This window comes from Arthrobacter sp. AG1021 (assembly GCF_003633665.1).
Lineage (GTDB): Bacteria > Actinomycetota > Actinomycetes > Actinomycetales > Micrococcaceae > Glutamicibacter > Glutamicibacter soli.
This window is the reverse complement of the sequence record NZ_RBLB01000009.1, coordinates 324774-346383: the sequence shown is the minus strand read 5'-3', so window position 1 is coordinate 346383 and position 21610 is coordinate 324774. Positions and strand designations below refer to the sequence as shown.

The window sequence follows — 21610 nt, the reverse complement described above, 5'->3', positions numbered from 1 at the left end:
AGTGCCGATCCTTGGCGGGATGGCAACGGATACGGCTTCTACTATTCACTGTGCGCTCATGCCGGGGCATCGGCAGCCGTCGAAGGCGAGGCCTGCGCCTGCCCAAGTTTCTCCGCATTTCCCGAAAAACACTCCCCGCGGCATCTTGCGTACCGCCACGAGGCCATGTTATAAAATCTACATCGTCAGACATAGATCTGACGGGATATGAATTGCACCATCACCGAGTATCAGCTTCGAAAGGAATGAGTTTCGATGATGCAAACCGACGTTCTTCGCGATTTCGACCGCTTGGTCCAACGCGCTTTCAACACCCAGCTCAGCTCCGAGCCAGTCCACGCCATGCCGATGGAGGCGTGGCGGGACGAGGAAGGGTTCCACGCGGAGTTCGACCTTCCCGGCATGGAGGCCCAGCAAATCGAGATGGTTGTGGAAAAAAGCATTCTCACGATTCGTGCCGAACGCGCCAAGCCGGAAGGCCGTCAATATATCGCGGGCTCCGAGCGCCTTTGGGGCCAGTTCAGCCGAGAGCTGGTGCTTGGCGACCATCTCGATCCGGCATCCATCCAAGCTCGTTACGCAGACGGTGTCCTGCGCCTTGACATCGCGGTGGCTGAGGCCGCGAAGCCGCGTCGCATCAAGATTTCAACGGCGGCAAAGGGCGAGGCTCCCAAGGAACTAGCGAGTTGACCCTAGCCACAGCATTTGGGACGAGAGCCGAGGCGAGCGGCCATCGCAGTGCCGCTGGCCTGATTCATGAACCGCTGGTTGTCGATGGCGCGTTGTTCTCGGTAATGTGCGGGCTTGGATTGGCCGCTGAGGCATGTCGAGATCAGGCACTTTCCCCACACGGGTCCATTTCGCCGCGGTAAGCTTCGAGGCTCGGTATGCGCTGCCAAGAAGCACAAGGTGCTTCGCAGTTGCGCGAAACAGCGAAGCGGAGAGATATGCAGTGGCGGCCTTATTCACGATTTCCGCTGTCGTAGCGGGAAATTTCTGGTAGGGCCTAAGTAGTTGTTCGAAGTGTGTGCCTGGCAAAGCCGTCAGGCCCACCTCGGGATGCAAGGAAGGTCTGAAATGTCAGGGTCGTTATTGAACATCCACCTCGACGATGATCAAATCGCCGAGCTGAATGCTGCGCTTTGCGCTTATCGCGATCACTTTGTTGAGCTGATTGAGTCGAATGACGGGTACGAGGGATTCCGGGCTCGGGAGAATGATGCGTTCTGGCGCGGGAAAGTCGCATCGCTCCAAGATCTCATCGACCAGATCAATCGATCGTTATACGGGATCCAACCCCATGCGCCCAGCGTATCGGAGCAGACCCTGCCCGCTCAGCAGGGGACGCCGATGCTCCTGTCGTGACTCGCTCGCGTCGCGCACCAGGGCCGGCATCCTGTGAGGGATGCCGGCCCTGGCGCTAATCGGTTTTCGTCAGGCTTGATCCTTGTAGTCCTGGACGCTGCTCTTGGCTTCTTGCTTCAGATGCTCGGATTCGCTCACGGCCTCCGATTTCACCCGATCCACGGATTGCTGAGCGGTGTCCTTGAGGTCATCCACTACGGCCGACACCGGCTCTTTCATGTCTTCAGCCACCTGCTTGGCCGCATCGCTAAGCTCAGTCGTCAACGGCTCGGCCTTGTCCTTCAAGCGTTGAACCATCTCTTCCTCCTGGCGGCTTCCCGGAATAAGGGACGAGGCGAGCAGCCCCGCACCGAAAGCGATGAGCCCGGCGGCCAGGGGGTTGCCGCGGGTCTGCTCTGCGACCTTCTGCGGTGCTTCATGGACTGCGTCGCTGGCATCGTGCGCTGCTTGCTGGGTTCGTTCGCTCACGTCTTCACTCCGTCCCATGACTGTTTCCTTGACCCTGCTCACCGAATCCTTGATTCTGGCGGTTTGCCGGTGTGCGATGTGGCTGGGGCTGACCTTGTCGACAATCGCATCGACATCGTTGCGCAGCTCATCGCGGGTCTGCGCGATGTCTGCTCGAAGTTCATTTGAATCCTTGCTCATCGGGTTTCCTCTTTCGGATTGAAAGCTGACGGGATCTTCTTCACTGTTTGGGCGGTCTTCGGCATGCCCTTGACCGACTTGAGCTGCTTGCGCGCCACGACCGCGAGAATCGCGGCAATGACTGCCCAGATCACCGCGACGATCACCGCGGACCAGCCATGGCCAGTCCACTGGCCGATTCCTACCCATGCGGCTACGGAGAGGAAAAGCAGGACGAAATGCGCTGCGATCCCGGCTCCGGCGTACATCCCGGCCCCCTTGCCCGCATTGCTCGCGGACTCCTTCAGCTCTGTCTTGGCCAGCTCCACTTCCTGCCGGACCAGGACCGAAACGTTCTGCGTCAGGTCGCTGAAGAGGGTTCCCAGACTGTTTGGTTCTTCCATCCGGGGGTTATGGGGGCGGGTATCGGGGTTCTCTGGATGAGGTTCGTAGTCTGGAGCAGAATGACTCATCGGTGCCTCCTACCGGTAGTCTTCAGGGCGCGGGTTCAGCCCTGGGTATTTCTGAAGTGGATTGTCGTTCAGCTCGTCCTCGGTCGTGCCGGTGCGAAGCGCCGATGGATCGGCCTGCCCCACCGGTGGCGGCGTGACACGGGGAGCGGTCTTCAGCGGTTCGGCGTGCGGTCGCTCGGAAGGATAGCTGGTGCCCGCCGGGGCATTGGCGGTTGCCTCTGGCGACTGCCGCTGACGTTCTTTCGAGGCGCTGGCGTTGCGCGTGATTCGACCCGCCAGCAAGCCAGCGCCCAGGGCGATGCCCAAGAACGCGCCGGGGCGTTTGCGGGCGAAATCCTTGACCTCGTCCACCAGATCGCCGGGTTCACGCTGGTCCAACCAGTCCGCGACGCGGCCACTGTGATGGGACGCCTGATCCACCAGCGTAGCCGCGGTGCCGGTGGCCTGCGATTGGTCGAGCATTGAGCGGAACTCGTTGCTGATATCTCGAAGGTTCTCGGCAACCTTGCGTTGCTGCAGCGAAGTTTGCTCGCGCAAATCCGCGCCGAGCTCTTCAAAGAGGTGGGCAGCTTGTTCCTTGGCTTGGCCAGCGACCATGGTCGCTTCCTGCTTCGCGGTGTCCATGACTTCGGCTGCCGAATGCTGGCCCTCGGCGGCAAGGTCCTTGGTCGCCTCGCCGGCCTGGGCTAGCTTGGATTCGTCCTGCCCGCCGTGGGCAGCGCCGACGCGCGATGCAGAGTCGGTTTCCACGTGCTCAGGGAGGAACTGGTCATTCACTGGAGGAACTGGCGGAGCCGGGGGCACCGGTGGCTGGGGAGGGACTCCCGTCCCGCTGGCCGGCTCGGACAGATCGGGAGACGGGCTGGTGTTGGGAAAATTCTCGTTGCTCATGTCACGCCTTTCTCTAGGGACGTACGTGAAGTCGGATGCGCATCCCGACGTTCGGTTGCCATGGATCTATACAGAGCGACCCTGTATGCCCCTGAGCTTAGAAGTGGGTCTTCGGGCAAGGAGGCATCTTCGAGAATCAAGAGGTTTCTCTCAGGTTCGAGGGGTGTTCATTGCCAGCAATGCCAAAAGCTGGCCTATGGCTCTGCTATGGGCCGGCAGCTTCCCGTTCTTGATCTGGGCAATCCCTGAGGCAAGCATCCAAAGCAGATCCTGTCCCGGGGAAGCCCTAGACGAAAACTAGAATCTAGTTATAGTCTTGGTGGGGATAAGTGATTCGCATCATAAGATTGCGGGATGGAAGGGCAAGATCATGGCAATTTTTACTGAGAATATCGGCAAGGTTACCGTAGGAGAACCTGCCACTTGGGACAGCGATGCAGCCCTGCTCTATGCGCTGAGCATCGGTGCCGGGCGTCCGGACGCAACCGAAGGCATCGAATACACTACCGAGAATTCTTTTGGGGTCCGCCAAAAGGTCTTCCCGACCTTCCCTGTCGTCCTCGGCGGCAGTGGCGGTTCCATGGATCACCTCGGAGACTTCAAGCTGCACCAGATCCTGCACGGAGGCCAGTCGCTCGTACTGCACCGGCAACTCGCCCCGCAAGGTTCCCTCACCCCGCGCAGCTACATGAGCGCCGTCTACGACCAAGGCAAGAACGCAATCATCGAGCTGACCACCGATCTGGTGGACCCTGAAGACCAGCTGGTCGCCACGACAGTGATCTCCATGATCATCCGCGGCGAAACCGGCTATGGGCCGCGACCGGAAGGAGCTGGCGGTTGGACCGATCCGGCAACCGAACCTGACGCAGTCATCACGCAGGCGACCAGCGTCGATCAGGCGCTGCTGTACCGCCTGAACGGCGACCGCAACCCGCTGCACTCCGACCCCGTGATGGCCAGCAAGGTCGGCTTCCCTCGCCCGGTGCTGCATGGCCTGTGCACCTACGGCATGGCGGCCCTTGCGCTGGTGCGCAACTCGCGGCTGCTGGCCGAACGAGGCCTGGGCTCAATCAACGCCCGCTTCGCCGCTCCGGTCTTCCCGGGGCAAATGCTGGAAACCCGCATCTGGAACACCAGCGACGGCGCCCTGTTCCAGGTGCTCGCCGACGGGAAGATCGTGCTGGACCGCGGAGTCGCCACGGCCGCGGCAGTCGCGGAAGGTTCCGTTGAGCTCAAGGACGCTGCCGTGAAGTAGCCGGCAATTGATCGACCCATGCGCCGCACCGGGCTGCAGAATAGGCCAGCCGGGTGCGGCGAATTATTTTGCAGGAAAACGGCGACTCAGTGTCATTCCCGCGCACCGGATATGATCGGGTTTAGCGTCCACAGCTAAGGAATCAAGAACGTGAAGACTGAGCAACGCCCCATGAAGCCGTCCGGAGAGAAGCAGGGCAGCCGCGAAAAGATCCTCGATGTCGCCACCGATCTGTTTGTCGAGCACGGCTATGCAGGAACCCCGCTCAGCGCCATCGCCGCGCAACTGGATTTCACAAAGGCCGCGCTGTACTACCACTTCAAGAGCAAGGTCGATATCCTCTCCGGAATCCTCTCGCCCCTGTTGGATGCCATTGACGAGCTGCTGGAGCGGGCTCCCGAGCGCTTCCCCGACGCGCAGCAGCGCTGGGAATTCCTCTACACCTATTCGCAAGTCCTGCTCTCTCACTCGCGCGCGGTGGAAGTGCTGGCCATCAACAGCAGCAATACCTGGCTGCCGGATGAGATCAAGGAACGGATCGAGTACCACCGCCGCCGCACCATGGAATTGGCAATGCTCCCGAACATGAGCGACGAGGACCAGGTCAAGGCCATCCTGATCATGGACATGCTGCACCGGGAGATCGTTTTCACCGATGACCGCATGGTGGTTCCGGGGATGACGCCCGAACGCCGCCGCGAGATCGTCTATGCGTTCATCCACGAGGTGCTCGACGCGACCAGCTCCGCCCACTGACTCCATGCCAGGGCTGCGTTGCGCGTCCGGGTTCCCGCTGGAATGAAACTGCCGAACCGCTGGCCGGCGCGCGGACTATGAGTCCAGGGCACCGCGCTTGATCGACCAGCGGGAACCAGCGGCAGGCGTTCGTCCGAGGAGCAATACGGACCACCTTCCGAAGGCTCGAATCGACGGGTTTATTACGAGGAGAGCCCCCGTCGATTGCTTGATTTCGGCAGTTTTCTGCCACCGATCTTCCCCCGGAAAAATTTCCGGGGGATTTTTCATCCCAGTGGCCGGGACTGCTGGATTTTCACAGGAGCCATTGGCTGCTCGCTACCGAAGCTCCGCGATGCAGCGGGGCTGAAAAATCATCATTTCTTGCTGCGGACGGCATTCTTGGCCGGTCGAGGGCGGCTTCACCGGCCCACTGCGCCACCAGGTCCTTGTGTCGTCCGGCGCCCAGCGCCGCTCGGGTCGCCTGCATCCGCTGGATCCCCCGTTGAACTGCAATAAGATTCCAATTTTTGTTCAGCCAGGATCAATTGCCACTTTGCGACGCGGAGCCTGGCTAACAGATTCGCGGAAGACGGTTCGGCGCCGGTGGGCTCTGGTTCGGTGGAAAGAAACGCATTTCTTCGCAGCGGGGGTCGTTGCGCCCCGCGAAGAGGGCTTTGCGAAAAGACATATTTATCCCTGGGGAATTCCTCCGGGTAGCCGAACAACGTTCAGCGCGCAAGGCGTTGACTACTTGCCGGCCGGTAAGTAATCTGAATCACATTCCACCGTTATTTTCGGTAAACGCCTAGTCAAAGACGAAAGGCAACGTAATGCATTTACGTTCTTCCACGGAGATCCAGTCTCTCCGCGAGGAGCTTCGCTCCTATTTCGCAACGCTCCTCACCGACGAGGTGCGCGCGGGCTTGAAGCAAGAAGGTGAGGCCGGGGGCCCGGTCCACTCCGCAGTGCAGCGACAGATGGGCCAGGACGGATGGCTCGGCATCGGATGGCCCGTCGAGTACGGAGGCCAAGGCCGCGGCCCAGCCGCGCAGTTCGTCTTCTACGACGAGGCCTACCGCGCCGACGCCCCGATCCCGATGATCACCATGACCACCGTGGGCCCGACCCTGATGAGCCACGGCAGCCAGGAGCAGAAGGACTACTTCCTTCCCAAGATCCTGGCCGGCGAGCTGGTCGTGTCCATCGGCTACACCGAGCCGGAGGCGGGCACCGACCTGGCCTCGCTGACCACCCGCGCGGTGCGCGACGGCGACGAGTACGTCATCAACGGCTCCAAGGTCTTCACCTCCGGCGGCGACGGCGCCGACTGGATCTGGCTGGCCGCCCGCACCGACCCGGATGCCCCGAAGCACAAGGGCATCTCGCTGATCCTGGTGCCGACCACCGACCCCGGCTTCTCCGCCACCCCGATCCACACCGTGGGCGGCTTCAGCACCACCGCCACCTACTACGACAACATCCGCGTTCCGGTCACCAACGTCGTGGGCAAGGAAAACGAAGGCTGGAAGCTGATCACCACCCAGCTGAACCACGAACGTGTGGGCCTGGCCGCCTTCAGCGGCATCTGCGAAGCCCAGCTGGACGAGGTCCGCGAATGGCTCAAGGACCAGGTCACCGCCGACGGCACCCCGCTGGGCGACGAGCCCTGGGTCCGCTCGCTGCTGGCCACCTCCACCGCCCGGCTGCGCGCCATGCGCCTGCTGAACTGGAAGCTCGTGGAGACCACCGCCCAGGGATCGCTGGATCCGGGTTCGGCTTCCGCCGCCAAGGTCTTCGCCACCGAAACCGTGATCGACGTGTACCGGTCGCTGCTGGAGATCGTGGGCGGCACCGCCACCCGCATCTCGGACGCCCCATGGAACTTCGACACCGGACGCCTGGCCCTGATGAACCTGGGCGCCCAGATCAACACCTTCGGCGGGGGAGTCGCCGAAATCCAGCGCGAAATCGTCGCCTGGACCACCCTCGGCATGGCAAGGAGCGCACGTTGAGCACCGCGAGCATTAACAACACCATCGAGGCCCCGAGCATGGAGTTCTCGCTGGACGAGGAGCAGCAGGGCCTGACCGACCTGGCCGCGCAGATCTTCTCCTCGCTGAGCACCGACGAGCTGTACACCGCCGGCGAAAAGGCCGGCGCCGCCTACGACGAGGCCCTGTGGGGCCAGGTCGTGGAGTCCGGACTGATCGACGCGCTGCTGCCGATGGACGAGGAGGAGCCGGGACTGGGCATGGCCGGGCTGGCGCTTGTCGCCCGTGAGCAGGGCCGCACCCTGGGCCGCATCCCGTTCATCACCACCGCAGTCGCCGCCTTGGCCATCGCCGAATTCGGCGGCCACGAGCAGCTGCTCGAAGGCATTTCCGAAGGCTCGGTGCGCATCGCCGCGCTGCAGCCGGAGGTGCGCCGCCGCGTCAACGGCACCGCCGCCGGCACCGGCTGGGTGCTGGACGGCCGCATCGAGCTGGGCTACCTGGTCCCCTCGGCCACTCACCTGATGGTGCAGTTCCACACCGCATCCGGCCAGCTGACCGCGCTCATCGAGGCTGACCGCGCAGGCATCGCGGTGGACGAGTACCGCGGCCTGTCCCGCCAGCAGCACGCCGAGCTGTCCTTCACCGGCGTGCAGATCGAGGCAGCCGACCTGATCGGCGCCGACCAGCCGGCCGGCGCGGTCTCCGCCTGGATCCGCCCGCGCCTGCTCACCGCAGCCGCCGCGCTGATCTCCGGCGTGGGAGCCGAGGCGCTGCGCCGCACCGCCGCCTACACCAACGAGCGCAAGCAGTTCGGGCGCGCCATCGCCACCAACCAGGGGGTGGCCCTGCGCGCGGCGGACGCGTTCATCGACACTGAAACCACCTGGCTGTCCACCATCGACGCCGCCTGGCAGCTGGACAACGACGGCGACGGCGCGGAAGCTGCCTTCGGCGCGTCCTGGCTGGCCCGCGAGGCCGGCTTCCGCGTGGTCCACACCACCCAGCACCTGCATGGCGGCATGGGCGCCGACCTGGACAACCACATCCACCGCTTCTTCCTGTGGATGCGCGAACTCGACGTGCTCTGGGGCACCGCAGGGCAGGTATCCGAAGAACTCGCAGCAGCAATCCTGGACGGAGACACCGCGTGAGCACGCCAGCAGCAGCGGGCAAGGCCCGCACCCACGCCGGACAGAGCGTGGCGGCAGTACTGGCGATCCTGGTGATCGCGGAGGTCGTCGCGGCCTTCGAAACCTCCATGGCGGTGCAGCTGCTGTACACGCCGGGCGAGTTCTTCACCTCCGACCTCTCCCAGCTGGTCTGGGTGGTCACCTCCTACTCGCTGGTCGCGGCGCTGGCCACCAGCTTCGTCGGACGCCTGGGCGACCAGTTCGGCCGCCGCAAGATCCTGGTCTGGGTGCTGCTGCTCTCGGCACTGGGCTCGGTCATCAGCGCGATCGCCCCGACCTTCGGCATCCTGGTTGCCGGCCGCGCCTTGCAGGGCGTGTCCGGCGCGGTGCTGCCGCTGGCCATCGGCATGGTGCGCTCCACCTTCCCGGAGCACAAGATCGGCACCGGCATTGCGGTGGTCTCCACCTCCGCGCTGATCGCCGGCGCGGGCGGCATGCTCGGCGGCGGACTGTTCCTCGACTACGCCACCTGGCACTGGATCTTCTGGACCGCGGCGATCTTCGCCTGCGCGGCCGCGGCGCTGGTGCACTTCGGCATCACCCGCGAACCGAAGTCCTCGCTGGCCTCCGCGGTGCACGTGGACTGGGCGGGCGGCCTGATGTTCGGCATCGGCATCGCCGGCGCGCTGTACGGCCTGACCCTGAGCAAGTCCCTGGGCTTCGCCAACCCTCAGGTGCTGCTCTTCCTGGTCGGCGGACTGGTGCTGCTGGCGCTGTGGGTCCGCTGGGAGCTGCGCACCCGCGAGCCGATGATCGACGTGCGGATGTTCGCCCAGCGCAAGTTCGCCCTGGGCATGCTGGCCACCGCGCTGATCGCTATCGGCCCGATCGGCACCACGAATATCCTCACCGTGACCCTGTACCGCAATCCGAACAGCATCCCGCTGGCGGACGGCAGCGTCATGGAGCTGCCGGTGGGCCTGGGGCTGAGCGCCTCCGTGACCGGCCTGCTCGGCTTCATCACCGCCGCCGCGGCCTTTGCGATCTCGCCGCTGATCGGCCGGATCTCCAGCCGCTTCGGGGCCCGCATGGGCCTGATGATCGGCTCGCTGCTGACCATCATCGGCCTGCTGATCGTGTGCATCGACCCGACCAGCATCGCGGTGGTCATCTCCGGCATGGTGGTGGTGATCTTCGGAACCGGCTTCCTCTACTCGGGAATGCCGACAGTGATCGTCGAATGCGTGCTGCCGGAACAGACCAGCACCGCCACGGGCGTCAATGCAGTGACCCGTACGGCCTTCCAGGCGGTTGCCGCCTCGGTCGTGGGCCTGTTGCTCGTGTTCTCGCCCGTTGCAGCAGGCGAGAACACGTTCGTCTCGATGACCGGCTTCCTGCTCGTCGTGGGTGTGCTCATCGCCACCTGCCTGCTGACCATCGTCGTGGTCCTTTTCATTCCAGCGACGAAGCCGGCAGGCGCGGCCAGCGGCAAGCCACAGGTCTCCAACCTCACCCTTAAGGATTGACAATGAACACCGTTCTCGAAACGAAACTTCAAACTACCAGAGATCTACTTGACCTGCGAGCCGAGGACCACCACCCCGGCCTGCTCTTCGAGGGGCGCATCTGGACCTGGGCGGAAGTCGTGGCAGAATGCAAGGTCCGCGCGCATCTGCTGCTCTCGCTGCACGACGAAGGCAAGCCCTTCCACGTGGGCGTGATGCTTGAAAACGACCCCGAATACATCTTCGCCATCGGCGGCGCGGCCTACGCCGGCGCCACCGTGGTGGGCATCAACCTCACCCGCCGCGGCGAGGAGCTGGCCCGCGACATCGCGTACACCGACGTGGAGATCCTGCTGACCACCCGCGAGCTGGAAGGCTACTTCAACGGGGTGGACTCCGGGGTGCCCGCCGCGCAGACCCGCTACATCGAGAGCGCGGAGTACGCCCGCGAGCTGGATTCGCTGCGCCACCTGCCGCGCCCGGAGGCGCCGGCGGCCGGGGACCCGGATACCACGCTGCTGCTGCTGTTCACCTCCGGCTCCACCGGGGACCCGAAAGCAGTCATCTGCACCACCGGGCGGCTGTTCCGCACTGCGGAATTCCAGCACATGGGCCTGGGCCGCCAGGACGTCAGCTACAACTCCATGCCGCTGTTCCACGGCAACGGCATCTTCGCCTGCTGGGCCAACCCGCTGTACACCGGCGGCACCTTCGCCCTGGCCCGCAAGTTCTCCGCCTCCGGCTTCCTGCCGGATCTGATGCGCTACAAGGCCACCTACTTCAACTACGTGGGACGCTCGCTGTCCTACGTGCTGGCCCAGCCGGAGAAGGCCGCGGAGGCCGACACCTACCTGCGCTCCTGCTTCGGCACCGAGGCCAGCGAGTTCGACCTGGCCGAGTTCCACCGCCGCTACGGCGTCTGGCCTACCGAAAGCTACGGGGCCTCCGAGGGCGGGCTGACCCTGAAGCGTTCGGACGACAGCCCGGCGGGCGCGCTGGGCACAGCCCCCGAGGGCATGGACGCCGCGGTGGTCAACCCGGACACCATGGAGCAGTGCCCGCGGGCGATCTTCTCCGAGAACGGGCGCATCCTGAACGCGGACGAGGCCATCGGCGAACTGGTGAACCTCACCGGCGCGGCCCTGTTCGAGGGCTACTACAAGAACCCGGAAGCCGTGGCCGAGCGCGTGCGCGGCACCGCGTTCCTCACCGGCGATTTGGCCTACCGCGACGAGGCGGGCTACTTCTACTTCGCCGGCCGCACCTCGGACCGGCTGCGCGTGGACAGCGAGAACTTCTCCGCCGCCCCGGTGGAGCGTGTGCTCTCCCGCTACCCGGGGGTCACCCTGGCCGCCGTCTACCCGGTGCCCGACGCCCGCACCGGCGACCAGGTCATGGCCACGCTGCAGTTCGATGACCCGCAGTCCTTCGACCCGGTCGACTTCGCGCGGTTCCTGGAGTCCCAGCCGGACTTGGGCACCAAGTGGGCCCCGCGCTTCCTCTCGGTGGTCTCCGACGTGCCGGTGACCGCCACCCAGAAGATCAACAAGCCCAGCCTGCGCCGCGAGGCCTGGCTGGTCAACGAGAACGTTTTCCACCGCCCGGGGCGGGAGATCGCCTTCGAGGTGCTGGACGAATCCGCCCTGGCGCAGCTGGAAGCCCTGTTCGAGCAGAACGGCCGCGCCCACCTGCTGCCGCTGAAGCCCGCCGAAACCACCATTAAGGAGACAGTATGAGCCAGGATCCCAATGTCCTGATCGGCGAGATGATCGCCGCTGGCAACGAGAGGATCAGCGTCGCCCGCGACGAGGTCAACCGGCCCATGATCCACCACCTGTGCGACGCGATGGAGGAAACCAACCCGATCTACCTGGATCCGGAGGCCGCCCGCGCCGCCGGCCACCCGGACGTCGTGGCCCCGCCCTCGGCGCTGCAGGTCTGGAACATGATCAACCCCTCGGACCCGGAGATCGAATCCGACGTGGACCGCGCCTATGCCCACCTGGCTGAGTGCGGCTACCCGAAGGTCGTGGCAGTGAACTGCGACCAGGAATACGACCGCTACCTGGTCCCCGGCGACCTGCTGACCGCCAGCGAGAAGGTCGAATCCTTCGTCGGCCCCAAGCAGACGGGCCTGGGCGAAGGCTACTTCATCACCACCTTGACCACCTACACCGACCAGCAGGGCGACCGCGTGGGCACCATGCGCTTCCGCACCCTGTGGTACAACCCTGAAAAGAGGAACTTGTAATGAGCGAAACGCTGACCGAGACCCCGGCCACGGCCAAGAGCCAGGCCCTGCGTCCCCGCCCGGCCATCAACCTGGACAACGCCTTCTTCTTCGAGTCCCTGAACGAGCGCGGCGAGCTGAGCATCCAGCACTGCGACGACTGCAACGAGCTGCGCCACCCGCCGGTGCCGATGTGCCCCGAGTGCAACTCGCTGCACTGGTCCCCGAAGACCATGTCGGGCCGCGGCATGCTGCACAGCTACGTGGTCATGTACCACCCGATCGTCCCGCCGTTCGAGCCGGGCTACATCGTGGCAGTGGTGGAGCTTGAAGAGGGCGTCCGCGTGGTCATGAACCTGGAGGGCGTGGCCCGCGAAGACGTGCAGATCGGCATGCCGCTGCACATCGCCGCAGAGCGCATGGACGCCGAGCTGGTCCTCCCGGTAGCCCGTCCGGCAGGGGGCGCCGCATGAGCACCGTCGACACCGCCGCCCGCGCCGGGCAGCTGACCGCCGAGCAGGTGCAGGCCGGGGAGGCGCTGCCCGAGCTGCGCATCCCGATCACCGCCACGCTGATCGTCACCGGGGCCATCGCCACCCGCGACTTCCAGAAGGTGCACCACGACAAGGACGTCGCCCAGGCCGCCGGCACCCCGAACGTCTTCATGAACATCCTGACCACCAATGCGCTGGTCAACCGCTACGTGGGCGAATGGGCCGGCCCGGCCGCCCGCGTGGGCCGCATCAACATCCGCCTGGGTGCCACCAACTTCCCGGGCGACGAGATGGTCTTCACCGGCACCGTGGACTCCGTGGACGGGGAAAACGTCGTGGTGAAGGTGGTCGGCACCAACTCCCTGGGCCCGCACGTGACGGGCACCGTAGACATCGTGATCCCATCGAAAGGGGAATCGGCATGAGCAACCTGCTGAATAAGGCAGTCATCGTAGGCATCGGCGCCACCGAGTTCTCCAAGAACTCCGGCCGCTCCGAGCTGCAGCTGGCCCAGGAGGCCGCCCTGGCCGCCTGCCGCGACGCCGGGGTGAACCCGCAGGACGTGGACGGCATGGTCACCTACTCCATGGACACCAACCCCGCCATCGAGGTCGCCCGCGGCCTGGGCTGCAAGGAGCTGAACTTCTTCAGCCACGTGGACTACGGGGGAGGCGCCGCCGCCGGCACCATCCTGCACGCCGCCATGGCCGTGGCCACCGGCGTGGCCAAGACCGTGGTCTGCTACCGCGCCTTCAACGAGCGCTCCGGCGCCCGCTTCGGGCAGGCGATGAGCACCGCGGGCATGGCCCCGGACGCCCGCGCCGCCGCCTACGCCTGGACCCTGCCCTTCGGCCTGATGACCCCGGCCTCCTGGGTGGGCATGTTCGCCCAGCGCTACATGCACCTGACTGGCGCCACCTCGGAGGACTTCGGCCGCGTGGCGGTGGCCGACCGCAAGCACGCGGCCACCAACCCGAAGGCCTGGTTCTACGAGAAGCCGATCACCCTGGAAGACCACCAGAACTCGCGCTGGATCGCCGATCCGCTGCACCTGCTGGACTGCTGCCAGGAATCCGACGGCGGCCAGGCGTTTGTCATCACCACCCCGGAACGCGCCAAGGACCTGCCGGGCAAGGCAGTGACCATCCGCGCCGCCGCCCAGGGCGCTGCCTACGACCAGCACACCATGGTCAGCTACTACCGCAAGGACGGCGACCGCCCGCTGCCGGAGATGGGCAACGTGGCACGCCAGCTGTGGAACGACACCGGGCTGCGCCCGGAGGACATCGACACCGCGGTGCTCTACGACCACTTCACCCCGTTCGTGCTGGCCCAGCTGGAGGAATTCGGCTTCTGCGGCCGCGGCGAGGCCAAGGACTTCATCAAGAACGGCGCCATCGAGCTGGGCGGCCGCCTGCCGATCAACACCAACGGCGGCCAGCTGGGCGAGGCCTATATCCACGGCATGAACGGCATCGCCGAGGGTGTGCGCCAGCTGCGCGGCACCGCGGTGAACCAGGTGGAAAACGCCCGCAACGTGCTGGTCACCGCCGGCACCGGCGTACCGACGAGCGCATTGATCCTGGGCAATGACTAGGCAGGTGGCCCTGCCGGACGGCGGGGAGAAGGTCCGCGCGGCCGGCGGGGAGAAGCTGCTGGAAGCCGCCGGTCAGGTGCGCGAGCTGCTGGATGCCATGGTCCGGCTGGATGTGCGCACCCCGGCCGCCCCTGAACTGGTCGAGCGCCTGGACGAGGTGCTTGAGCTGCTGCGCGGGGAAATCGCTCCGGAGAGCGCGATGGTTCCCGACCTCTTCAAGGACCGCAAGGGCGATTACATGGACCGCTCGCCGGTCTCCGGGGCGCTGAACCCGATGGCCCCGCCGGTGTCGTTGCGCATGGACGGGGAGAACGGCGTGCGCACCTCCACCCGGCTGGGCCTGCCCTACCAGGGTCCTCCGGGCCGGGTGCACGGAGGCTGGGTGGCCACGCTGCTGGACCACCTGATGGGCTTCGCCGCTGGAACCGTGGACCAGTGGATCTTCACCCGGTCGCTGACCGTGGACTACGACCACGCGGTCCCGCTGTTCGAAGAGCTGGAGTTGACCGCGTGGGTCGAGGAAATCGACGGCCGCAAGATCTGGGTCAGGGGCCAGATCGAGGCCGGCGGCAAGGTCGTGGCCCAGGCCCGCGGGCTGTGGCTGCCGCCGCGCAACCGCCCGGCGCCGCAGGACTGAGCGGCCGGGCAGGGCGGGGTGCGGGCGAAGCGGAACTTCGTCCACTCCCTGCCCTAGACAAAAACTAGAATCTAGTTATAGTATTTCAGAAACGTGACCCGCGCCACGCGAAAGCGCGGCGGCGCACGGGCAGCGCCCGCGGCCACACCGTGAACGCACCCAACCCGGCGGAGGAGCCGGGCGGTGCGGAACCGAACCAAGAAAAGAGCAAACCATGAAGATTGCAGTGCTGATCAAGCAGGTGCCGGACACCGAAGAAGGCCGCCACCTCACCTCCGACGGACGCGCAGACCGCGACGCCAGCGACCGCGTGATCGACGAGATCACCGAACGTGCGCTGGAAGCCGCGCTGAAGCAGAAGGACGCTGACAAGTCGGTGGAGATCACCGTGGTGACCATGGGTCCGGCCGCCGCCAATGAAGCGCTGCGCAAGGCACTGAGCATGGGCGCCGACAAGGCGGTGCACGTCCAGGACGACGCACTGGCCGGATCCGACGCGCTGGCCACCGCCCGGGCGCTGGCCCAGGCGCTCTCGGGCCTGCAGGCCGACCTGATCGTCGCAGGCAACGAGTCCACCGACGGCCGCGGCGGCGTGGTCCCCGCCATGGTCGCCGAACTGCTGCACCTTCCGTTCCTCGGCCCGCTGGGCACCCTGGAGATCTCCGGCGGCACCGTGCGCGGCACCCGCTCGGACGCCTCGGGCACCACCGCGCTGCGCGCTTCCATCCCGGCAGTCATCTCCGTGGCCGAGGCCATGGGCGAGGCCCGCTTCCCGAAGTTCAAGGGCATCCTGGCCGCCAAGCGCAAGCCTGTTGCCGTGCAGAGCGCCGCAGAACTGGGCCTGGGCGCGCCGGATCACGCCGCGGGCAACCGGGTGCTGGCCTCCGCCGCCCGCCCCGCCCGCACCGCCGGCGTCAAAATCATCGACGAGGGACAGGCCGCGCAGGAACTTGCCGCGTACCTGGCCGCCGAGAAGCTGATCTAAGGAACGAACGACATGACTAACATCCTGGTACACATCGAACTGGCCGAAGACGGCACCCCGACCGCCAGCGGCGCGCACCTGCTGGCCCTGGCCTCCAAGCTGGGCACCCCGGTGGCCGTCGCCACCGCAGCCGACTCCGCCGCCACCGCCGCCGCCATCGGCGGGCAGGGCGCCGCGCAGGTATTCATCGGCGAAACCGCCCAGGCCGCCGCCCACCCGGCGGCCAGCGCCGTCGCCGCCCTGCAGGCTGCCATCGAGGCCTACGCACCGGCCGCCGTGCTCGCTTCCAACAGCGCCGTGGCCCGCGAGGTCATCGGCCGCCTGTCGGCGCGCACCGGCAACCCGGTGGTGCTCGAAGCCGTTGAGCTTGAGCAGCGCGACGGCCGCATCGCCGCCTCGCACTCGGTCTTCGGCGGCACCTACGTCACCGAATCCACCGCGGGCGCCGGCATCCCGCTGGTCACCGTGGCCTCCAGCGGTGCCGAGCCGCTGCCTGCAGCAACCCCGCAGCTGGCCACCACCGCCATCGAGGTGGCCACCGCCGCCTCGGCTGAAATCGAATCCGTGACCCCGCTGGCCGCCGCGTCCTCCCGCCCGGAGCTGCGCGCCGCCAAGATCGTGGTCTCCGGCGGCCGCGGCCTGGCCTCGAAGGAGAACTTCTCGCTGGTCGAGGCGCTCGCCGACTCGCTGGGCGCAGGCCTTGGCGCTTCGCGCGCCGCCGTGGACTCCGGCTACATCCCGCAGAGCCACCAGGTCGGCCAGACCGGCGTCAGCGTCTCACCCGACCTCTATGTTGCAGTGGGCATCTCCGGCGCCATCCAGCACCTGGCCGGCATGCAGACCGCCAAGCGCATCGTGGCTATCAACAAGGACGAGGACGCGCCGATCTTCGACATCGCCGACTTCGGCATCGTGGGCGACCTGTTCGAGATCCTCCCGCAGCTCACGCAGCTGCTGGAGGCCAAGCAGCCAGTCACCGCCGGCTAGATCAGGGGGTCATTTCCATGTCGCTGACAACCAAGGAGGGTGCCCGCACCGCCGACAAGGCGGCGGGAAACCCGGCCCTGAAGAAGATCTGGATCGCCGTCGGCGTGGTGCTTGTCCTGGCCCTGCTGGTGCTGGCTGCCCGCTGGTGGCGCGGAACCGCGGCGGGGGAGCAGTTCCTGGCCGCCTATCCGGGGCACTCCGCGCTGCCGCAGAACGCGCCCACCGGCATCCCGGCCTGGCTGGGCTGGCAGCACTTCCTGAACGCCTTCTTCATGGTGCTGATCATCCGCTCCGGCTGGCTGATCCGCACCACCGCCCGGCCGAAGGCCTACTGGACCCGGAACAACACCGGGCTGTTCAAAACCAAAACCAAGCCCAAGAAGATCAGTCTGGAAATCTGGCTGCACCTGAGCCTGGACGTGCTGTGGATCGTCAATGGCGTGGTGTTCATCGTGCTGTTGTTCGCCACCGGCGCGTGGATGCGCATCGTGCCGACCAGCTGGGACATCTTCCCGAACGCGCTCAGCGCCGGCCTGCAGTACCTGTCGCTGGACTGGCCTGCCGAGAACGGCTGGCTGAACTACAACGCGCTGCAGGTTTTGGCCTACTTCGCGATCGTGTTCCTGGCCGCCCCGGTCTCCGCCATCACCGGGCTGCGCATGTCCCCGGCTTGGCCTGCCAAGCTGGACAAGGCATTGCCCATGGAAGCGGCCCGCAAGGTGCACTTCCCGGCCATGCTGTTCTTTGTCGGCTTCCTGGTGATGCACGTGCTGCTGGTGCTGCTCACCGGAGCGCGGGCGAACCTGAACCACATGTTCGCCGCCCGCAGCGACGACGGCTGGCTGGGCGTCATCATGTTCGTGGTGGCCGTCGCGGTCACCGCCGGAGCTTGGTTCGCCTGCAAGCCGGTGGTCATCCGGGCCCTGGCGGGAATGTCGGGCAAGATCTCCAAGTAGCTGCCCGCCCCGGGGCCGTGCGCTCGCTCGCCGGAACCGGCGCACCGCAGGATTGTGATCCCGCGGTGCGCCGGTTTTCGCATGCCCCGACGTGGTGACCCGCGGCGCGTGGTGCAATGGACAGGTGATGTTAAGGCAGTTGGAATACTTCGTGGCGCTGGCCAGGGAACAGCATTTCGCGCGGGCCGCCGAGGAATGCAATATTTCCCAGCCGGCGCTCTCCGAATCCATCAGGAAACTTGAAACCGGTCTCGGGGTGCCGCTGGTGCGACGCGGCCACGCGTTCCAGGGGCTGACCCCGGAAGGCGAGACGGTGCTGCGCTGGGCCCAACGCCTGCTGGCGGACCGCGATGCGCTGACCCAGGAGGTGGCGGCGCTGCAGTCCGGACTGACCGGCACGCTGCGCCTGGGTGTGGTGCCCGCCGCGTCCTCCACGGTGGCCCAGCTCTGTGACGCCTTCGCCCGCGCCAACCCGAAGGCCCGGGTCCATGTCCAAGGCAACCTGCGCTCCACCGAGATCATTGCCCAGATCCGCAGCTTCGAACTCGATGCGGGGCTGGTCTATGCGGACCCGGCGGAACTCGGCGGACTGCTCGCGCTGCCGCTGTACCGCGAGGAGCACGTGCTGCTCACCAAGGAGGGCATGTTCGCCAGTGCGGGGGAGCCGACCGCCGTGGACGAGGTGCTCTCGCTGCCGCTGTGCCTGCTGGATTCCTCCATGCGCGGCCGCCAGCTGCTGGACGAGGTGCTGGCCTCCCATGGGCGCAGCGCCGAGCCGCGCATCGAGTGCGACTCGATGATCACGCTGCTGGCGCAGGTGGCCACCGGCCGCTGGGCGAGCGTGGTCCCGAAGCAGTGGCTCGCGCCCCTGGGCGAGTTGCCCGGCGTGGTCCAAACGCCCCTTGTCAGTCCGCGGATCACCAGCCAGATCAGCTTGGTCATCCCCGAGCACCAGCCGCTGCCGCTCTTATTACGCGCATTACTCTCTGCGACGGGCGACGTATATCCGTCCGTCACAAACGATTTTGACTTGGCTTGATATGTTTTTCCGATTGAACCATCAAAAATAATACTTGGACATGATCAAACTCTCGATGTAACTCTGAAAAGGCAGAACCGTTCCTTTCCGCAGGAAGCTGCGCGAACCAGAGGAGCGATCATGGCCAACTTCCAGAATGCGCCAACCGAGCAGGCCAGCGCCCCGACATCCCGAATCCCAACCCCGGCGCTGGCCGCCGCGGCGTGGCAGCGCCTGGTGCTCTCCCACAGCCCCGAGATCCGCCCCGCCCTGCGCGTGGGCTTCGGGCTGGCGATCCCCGGTGCGGCACTGATGCTCCTGGGGCACGTGGACCTCATGGTCTACGCGGTCTTCGGTTCGGTGGTCGGGATGTACGGACGCAGCCCGCACCGGCTGCAGCGCCTCAAGGACCAGGTCCTGGCTGGAACCATGATGCTATGCGCCGGAATTTCAGGCATCGTCATCGCGCCGTGGGGGCCGGACGGCTGGGCATTGGTCGCCGGGGGCATCTTCTGGGCCTGCGCCAGCTCGCTGACCACCGACCGCTACGGCCTGAAGCCCGGCGGCTCGTTTTTCCCGGTCTTCGCCTTCGGGGCGCTGGCCAGCCTCCCGGTGGGGCAATCGCCGTCCACGGCGGGGCTGGCTGCATTTGTGCTCACCGCGCTGTTCTGCATCGTTCTGGGGCAGACCGCCCGCTTCGGTGCCGCGGCCCGGGGATTTCCCGGACACGAGCCGATCGGCTGGCCCGACGCGCTGCGCCGCTCGGCCTGCTACGCCAGCGTGGTGCTGCTGGCCGGCACCTTGGCCATCGGCCTGCAACTGGAGCACCTGCAATGGGTCATGGCCGGAGCGGTGGTGCCGCTGGCGGCCGGCAACGCCCGCGGAAGGCTGCGCAGGGGTGTGCACCGCGTGGCAGGCACCGTGGCGGGGCTGGTTGTCCTGCTGGGCATCTACTATCTGCAGCTGCCGGAGCTGGCCCTGGGCGTGGTGATCATCGCGCTGATGTTCCCCGCCGAGGGCTACATGACGCGCAACTACGGGCTGGCGCTGAGCTTCTTCACCCCGCTGATCATGCTGATGCTGGAGCTCGCCGACCCGAGCGTCAACGCGGACGTGCTGTGGGAACGCGCCGCGGGGAACCTGCTGGGCGTGCTGGCAGGAATCCTCGGAGCGCTGCTCTTCGATCGCAAACCCCGCTGACGATGCCCCGGATTCGGCCTGGACGTAGCATGATTAACTATGTCAGGCGTCGAATCGGCAATCTCGCTCGCACCGGGAACGGCTTTGCGCAGGACACCAGTCAAGCCCGCGCCTCTTGGAAGATTCCACTGCCGTGAAAACACATTTCAGTTCATCTCGACGATTCGCCGTGTCAACCGCCGGCGTGCTGCTGGCCGGTTCGCTGGCCCTGGGCGGTTTGGTGCCGGCCAGCGCGGCGCAGCCGGTCCCGGCTGCCGCGCCTGCCGCAACAGCCGCGGCACCCGGAACACTGCAGGCGGCCGCCGCCAAGCGGGTGACCCAGGTCAAGACCACCAGCAACCTGAACATGCGCTCCGGTTCCAGCACCGCCTCCCGCGTGATCCTGACCATCCCGAAGAACAAGACCGTAGCGGTCAAGTCCCAAGCCTCCAACGGCTGGTACCAGGTCACGTACGACAAGAAGACCGGGTGGATCTCGAATAAATACGCCAAGGTCACCAAAACCGCCGCCACCGGCGGAACGAGGAGCAGCGTGAAAAGCGTGAAGCTGTGGGTCACCCCGAAATCCACGATGAACATCCGCAAGGGCGCGGGAACCGGGCATGCGGTCGTCGGCAAGCTCAGCAAGGGGCAACCGGCCTACGCAAGCTCCAAGGCCGCCAACGGCTGGTACAAGATTTCCACCCAGAGCAAAACCGGATGGGTCTCCGGCGCCTACGTCACCACCTGCTCCAAGGGCTGCGCCATTGACGCTGGCCCGTACACCACCAACCGCGCTGGGCTGTCGGACCGCTACTTCACCAAGTCTTCCGGCGCAGACCTGCATGCTTCGGTCAACGGCAAGAAGCGCATCGGCGACATCCCGAAGAATTCGATCGTCTACCGGGACGCCGCATGGGAAAAGAAGGCCGGCCCGGTCTCCGGCTGGTACTACGTGCGCACCCAGGGAGCGGACGGCTGGATGAAGGCTTCGGCGCTGAAACGCAGCACCAGCGCCAAAACCAGCAACACGAGCAAGACGACCCGAAGCAAGGTGCAAAAGCAGGCCAACGGGAAGCTGCCCGAGTCGATGCTGGTGGCCCTGAGCTGGGACAAGGAAAAAACCCTCATCGCCGCCCCGGCCGCCGCGGATCTGGGCCGGCTGAATTCGGCCTTCAAGAAGAAGTTCGGGAAGAACCTGGACATCGATCTGGCCTACCGCACCCTGGACACGCAGAAATTCCTCTACCAGGAGCTCGGCTCCTACATCGCGGCCAAGCCGGGGACCTCGAACCACGGCTGGGGATTGGCCATCGATGTCCCGGAGACCTACAACTACTCGTTCAAGGGCAAGTACTACAAGTGGCTGAAGGCCAATTCGAAGAAGTACAACTGGATCCACCGGAAAAATCTGGAAGAATTCCGGTCCAACGGAAGCCGAAATCCGTACGCCGAAGCATGGCACTTCGAATACGTCGGCAAATAATTCCCATGTCATGACCGGCAACAAATCATTCTTGAGAATGAATGTCGGATATCTTTTCAA

22 protein-coding genes are annotated in these 21610 nt (G+C 65.8%); 19 read left to right on the top strand and 3 right to left on the bottom strand.

What is annotated here, in order from left to right:
• The first annotated feature begins 255 nt into the window (after positions 1 to 255).
• Together DFO58_RS12790 and DFO58_RS12785 are read left to right on the top strand one after the other, a co-directional pair.
• Positions 256 to 690: an Hsp20/alpha crystallin family protein gene (locus DFO58_RS12790; protein WP_120991239.1), complete on the top strand. Its 435-nt coding sequence runs from the start codon at positions 256 to 258 to the stop codon at positions 688 to 690.
• 387 nt (positions 691 to 1077) lie between these two features.
• Positions 1078 to 1365: a hypothetical protein gene (locus tag DFO58_RS12785; RefSeq protein ID WP_047120262.1), complete on the top strand. Its 288-nt coding sequence runs from the start codon at positions 1078 to 1080 to the stop codon at positions 1363 to 1365.
• A 69-nt stretch (positions 1366 to 1434) separates the two neighbouring features.
• On the opposite strand, the gene DFO58_RS12780 is transcribed toward DFO58_RS12785, so the two are convergent.
• From DFO58_RS12780 to DFO58_RS12770, 3 genes are all read right to left on the bottom strand, one after another.
• Positions 1435 to 2013, bottom strand: coding sequence for a DUF3618 domain-containing protein (locus DFO58_RS12780; protein ID WP_120991237.1), 579 nt, complete (start codon positions 2011 to 2013; stop codon positions 1435 to 1437).
• Positions 2010 to 2396: a phage holin family protein gene (locus tag DFO58_RS12775; protein ID WP_053798933.1), complete on the bottom strand. Its 387-nt coding sequence runs from the start codon at positions 2394 to 2396 to the stop codon at positions 2010 to 2012. The genes DFO58_RS12780 and DFO58_RS12775 overlap by 4 nt, the downstream gene beginning before the upstream one ends.
• Before the next feature lie 78 nt (positions 2397 to 2474).
• Complete coding sequence (locus DFO58_RS12770; protein ID WP_147407282.1) at positions 2475 to 3356, bottom strand: hypothetical protein; 882 nt, start codon at positions 3354 to 3356, stop codon at positions 2475 to 2477.
• 370 nt (positions 3357 to 3726) lie between these two features.
• Here DFO58_RS12770 and DFO58_RS12765 point away from each other — a divergent pair, with 370 nt between their 5' ends.
• The 17 genes from DFO58_RS12765 (at position 3727) to DFO58_RS12690 (ending at position 21550) form a co-directional block, all read left to right on the top strand.
• Entirely contained in the window at positions 3727 to 4614 is an 888-nt protein-coding gene (locus DFO58_RS12765) for a MaoC family dehydratase (protein WP_120991233.1), read from the top strand.
• A 150-nt stretch (positions 4615 to 4764) separates the two neighbouring features.
• Complete coding sequence (locus tag DFO58_RS12760) at positions 4765 to 5370, top strand: TetR/AcrR family transcriptional regulator (RefSeq protein ID WP_147407281.1); 606 nt, start codon at positions 4765 to 4767, stop codon at positions 5368 to 5370.
• A gap of 812 nt (positions 5371 to 6182) precedes the next feature.
• Complete coding sequence (locus tag DFO58_RS12755) at positions 6183 to 7364, top strand: acyl-CoA dehydrogenase family protein (protein WP_120991229.1); 1182 nt, start codon at positions 6183 to 6185, stop codon at positions 7362 to 7364.
• Complete coding sequence (locus tag DFO58_RS12750) at positions 7361 to 8497, top strand: acyl-CoA dehydrogenase family protein (protein ID WP_120991227.1); 1137 nt, start codon at positions 7361 to 7363, stop codon at positions 8495 to 8497. Before DFO58_RS12755 ends, DFO58_RS12750 begins: the two co-directional genes overlap by 4 nt.
• Positions 8494 to 10002, top strand: a complete 1509-nt coding sequence (locus DFO58_RS12745) for an MFS transporter (protein WP_120991225.1) — start codon at positions 8494 to 8496, stop codon at positions 10000 to 10002. Before DFO58_RS12750 ends, DFO58_RS12745 begins: the two co-directional genes overlap by 4 nt.
• A gap of 2 nt (positions 10003 to 10004) precedes the next feature.
• A complete protein-coding gene (locus DFO58_RS12740; RefSeq protein WP_120991223.1) occupies positions 10005 to 11717 on the top strand; it encodes an AMP-binding protein in 1713 nt (570 codons plus the stop codon).
• A complete protein-coding gene (locus tag DFO58_RS12735) occupies positions 11714 to 12232 on the top strand; it encodes a MaoC family dehydratase N-terminal domain-containing protein (protein ID WP_053798925.1) in 519 nt (172 codons plus the stop codon). The genes DFO58_RS12740 and DFO58_RS12735 overlap by 4 nt, the downstream gene beginning before the upstream one ends.
• Positions 12232 to 12684, top strand: coding sequence for an OB-fold domain-containing protein (locus tag DFO58_RS12730; RefSeq protein ID WP_120991221.1), 453 nt, complete (start codon positions 12232 to 12234; stop codon positions 12682 to 12684). The genes DFO58_RS12735 and DFO58_RS12730 overlap by 1 nt, the downstream gene beginning before the upstream one ends.
• On the top strand, positions 12681 to 13130 hold the full coding sequence (locus tag DFO58_RS12725) for a MaoC family dehydratase (RefSeq protein WP_146955968.1): 450 nt from the start codon (positions 12681 to 12683) through the stop codon (positions 13128 to 13130). The genes DFO58_RS12730 and DFO58_RS12725 overlap by 4 nt, the downstream gene beginning before the upstream one ends.
• On the top strand, positions 13127 to 14302 hold the full coding sequence (locus tag DFO58_RS12720; RefSeq protein WP_053798923.1) for a lipid-transfer protein: 1176 nt from the start codon (positions 13127 to 13129) through the stop codon (positions 14300 to 14302). Before DFO58_RS12725 ends, DFO58_RS12720 begins: the two co-directional genes overlap by 4 nt.
• Positions 14295 to 14939 carry a PaaI family thioesterase gene (locus DFO58_RS12715; protein ID WP_120991219.1) on the top strand — a complete coding sequence of 215 codons (645 nt, stop codon included), beginning with the start codon at positions 14295 to 14297 and terminating at the stop codon, positions 14937 to 14939. The genes DFO58_RS12720 and DFO58_RS12715 overlap by 8 nt, the downstream gene beginning before the upstream one ends.
• Positions 14940 to 15153: 214 nt before the next feature.
• The gene (locus tag DFO58_RS18535; RefSeq protein WP_183043195.1) at positions 15154 to 15924 is read left to right on the top strand and encodes an electron transfer flavoprotein subunit beta/FixA family protein; all 771 of its coding nucleotides are present in this window, start codon (positions 15154 to 15156) and stop codon (positions 15922 to 15924) included.
• 12 nt (positions 15925 to 15936) lie between these two features.
• Entirely contained in the window at positions 15937 to 16911 is a 975-nt protein-coding gene (locus DFO58_RS18530; RefSeq protein WP_183043194.1) for an electron transfer flavoprotein subunit alpha/FixB family protein, read from the top strand.
• 17 nt (positions 16912 to 16928) lie between these two features.
• Complete coding sequence (locus DFO58_RS12705; RefSeq protein ID WP_053798919.1) at positions 16929 to 17867, top strand: cytochrome b/b6 domain-containing protein; 939 nt, start codon at positions 16929 to 16931, stop codon at positions 17865 to 17867.
• 127 nt (positions 17868 to 17994) lie between these two features.
• Entirely contained in the window at positions 17995 to 18906 is a 912-nt protein-coding gene (locus tag DFO58_RS12700; RefSeq protein ID WP_120991217.1) for a LysR family transcriptional regulator, read from the top strand.
• A 120-nt stretch (positions 18907 to 19026) separates the two neighbouring features.
• Positions 19027 to 20085 carry an FUSC family protein gene (locus DFO58_RS12695; RefSeq protein WP_053798917.1) on the top strand — a complete coding sequence of 353 codons (1059 nt, stop codon included), beginning with the start codon at positions 19027 to 19029 and terminating at the stop codon, positions 20083 to 20085.
• Positions 20086 to 20254: 169 nt separating this feature from the next.
• Positions 20255 to 21550 carry an SH3 domain-containing protein gene (locus DFO58_RS12690; RefSeq protein ID WP_120991215.1) on the top strand — a complete coding sequence of 432 codons (1296 nt, stop codon included), beginning with the start codon at positions 20255 to 20257 and terminating at the stop codon, positions 21548 to 21550.
• The last annotated feature ends 60 nt before the right edge of the window (positions 21551 to 21610 follow it).

Bases quoted from the DNA above. Each gene is read 5' to 3' on its own strand.
- DFO58_RS12765 (WP_120991233.1), top strand. From the start codon at position 3,727: ATGGCAATTTTTACTGAGAATATCGGCAAGGTTACCGTAGGAGAACCT.
- DFO58_RS12700 (WP_120991217.1), top strand. From the start codon at position 17,995: ATGTTAAGGCAGTTGGAATACTTCGTGGCGCTGGCCAGGGAACAGCAT.
- DFO58_RS18530 (WP_183043194.1), top strand. From the start codon at position 15,937: ATGACTAACATCCTGGTACACATCGAACTGGCCGAAGACGGCACCCCG.
- DFO58_RS12740 (WP_120991223.1), top strand. From the start codon at position 10,005: ATGAACACCGTTCTCGAAACGAAACTTCAAACTACCAGAGATCTACTT.
- DFO58_RS12770 (WP_147407282.1), bottom strand. From the start codon at position 3,356: ATGAGCAACGAGAATTTTCCCAACACCAGCCCGTCTCCCGATCTGTCC.
- DFO58_RS12730 (WP_120991221.1), top strand. From the start codon at position 12,232: ATGAGCGAAACGCTGACCGAGACCCCGGCCACGGCCAAGAGCCAGGCC.
- DFO58_RS12785 (WP_047120262.1), top strand. From the start codon at position 1,078: ATGTCAGGGTCGTTATTGAACATCCACCTCGACGATGATCAAATCGCC.
- DFO58_RS12755 (WP_120991229.1), top strand. From the start codon at position 6,183: ATGCATTTACGTTCTTCCACGGAGATCCAGTCTCTCCGCGAGGAGCTT.
- DFO58_RS12715 (WP_120991219.1), top strand. From the start codon at position 14,295: ATGACTAGGCAGGTGGCCCTGCCGGACGGCGGGGAGAAGGTCCGCGCG.
- DFO58_RS12735 (WP_053798925.1), top strand. From the start codon at position 11,714: ATGAGCCAGGATCCCAATGTCCTGATCGGCGAGATGATCGCCGCTGGC.
- DFO58_RS12705 (WP_053798919.1), top strand. From the start codon at position 16,929: ATGTCGCTGACAACCAAGGAGGGTGCCCGCACCGCCGACAAGGCGGCG.
- DFO58_RS12790 (WP_120991239.1), top strand. From the start codon at position 256: ATGATGCAAACCGACGTTCTTCGCGATTTCGACCGCTTGGTCCAACGC.
- DFO58_RS12780 (WP_120991237.1), bottom strand. From the start codon at position 2,013: ATGAGCAAGGATTCAAATGAACTTCGAGCAGACATCGCGCAGACCCGC.
- DFO58_RS12695 (WP_053798917.1), top strand. From the start codon at position 19,027: ATGGCCAACTTCCAGAATGCGCCAACCGAGCAGGCCAGCGCCCCGACA.
- DFO58_RS12775 (WP_053798933.1), bottom strand. From the start codon at position 2,396: ATGGAAGAACCAAACAGTCTGGGAACCCTCTTCAGCGACCTGACGCAG.
- DFO58_RS12725 (WP_146955968.1), top strand. From the start codon at position 12,681: ATGAGCACCGTCGACACCGCCGCCCGCGCCGGGCAGCTGACCGCCGAG.
- DFO58_RS18535 (WP_183043195.1), top strand. From the start codon at position 15,154: ATGAAGATTGCAGTGCTGATCAAGCAGGTGCCGGACACCGAAGAAGGC.
- DFO58_RS12720 (WP_053798923.1), top strand. From the start codon at position 13,127: ATGAGCAACCTGCTGAATAAGGCAGTCATCGTAGGCATCGGCGCCACC.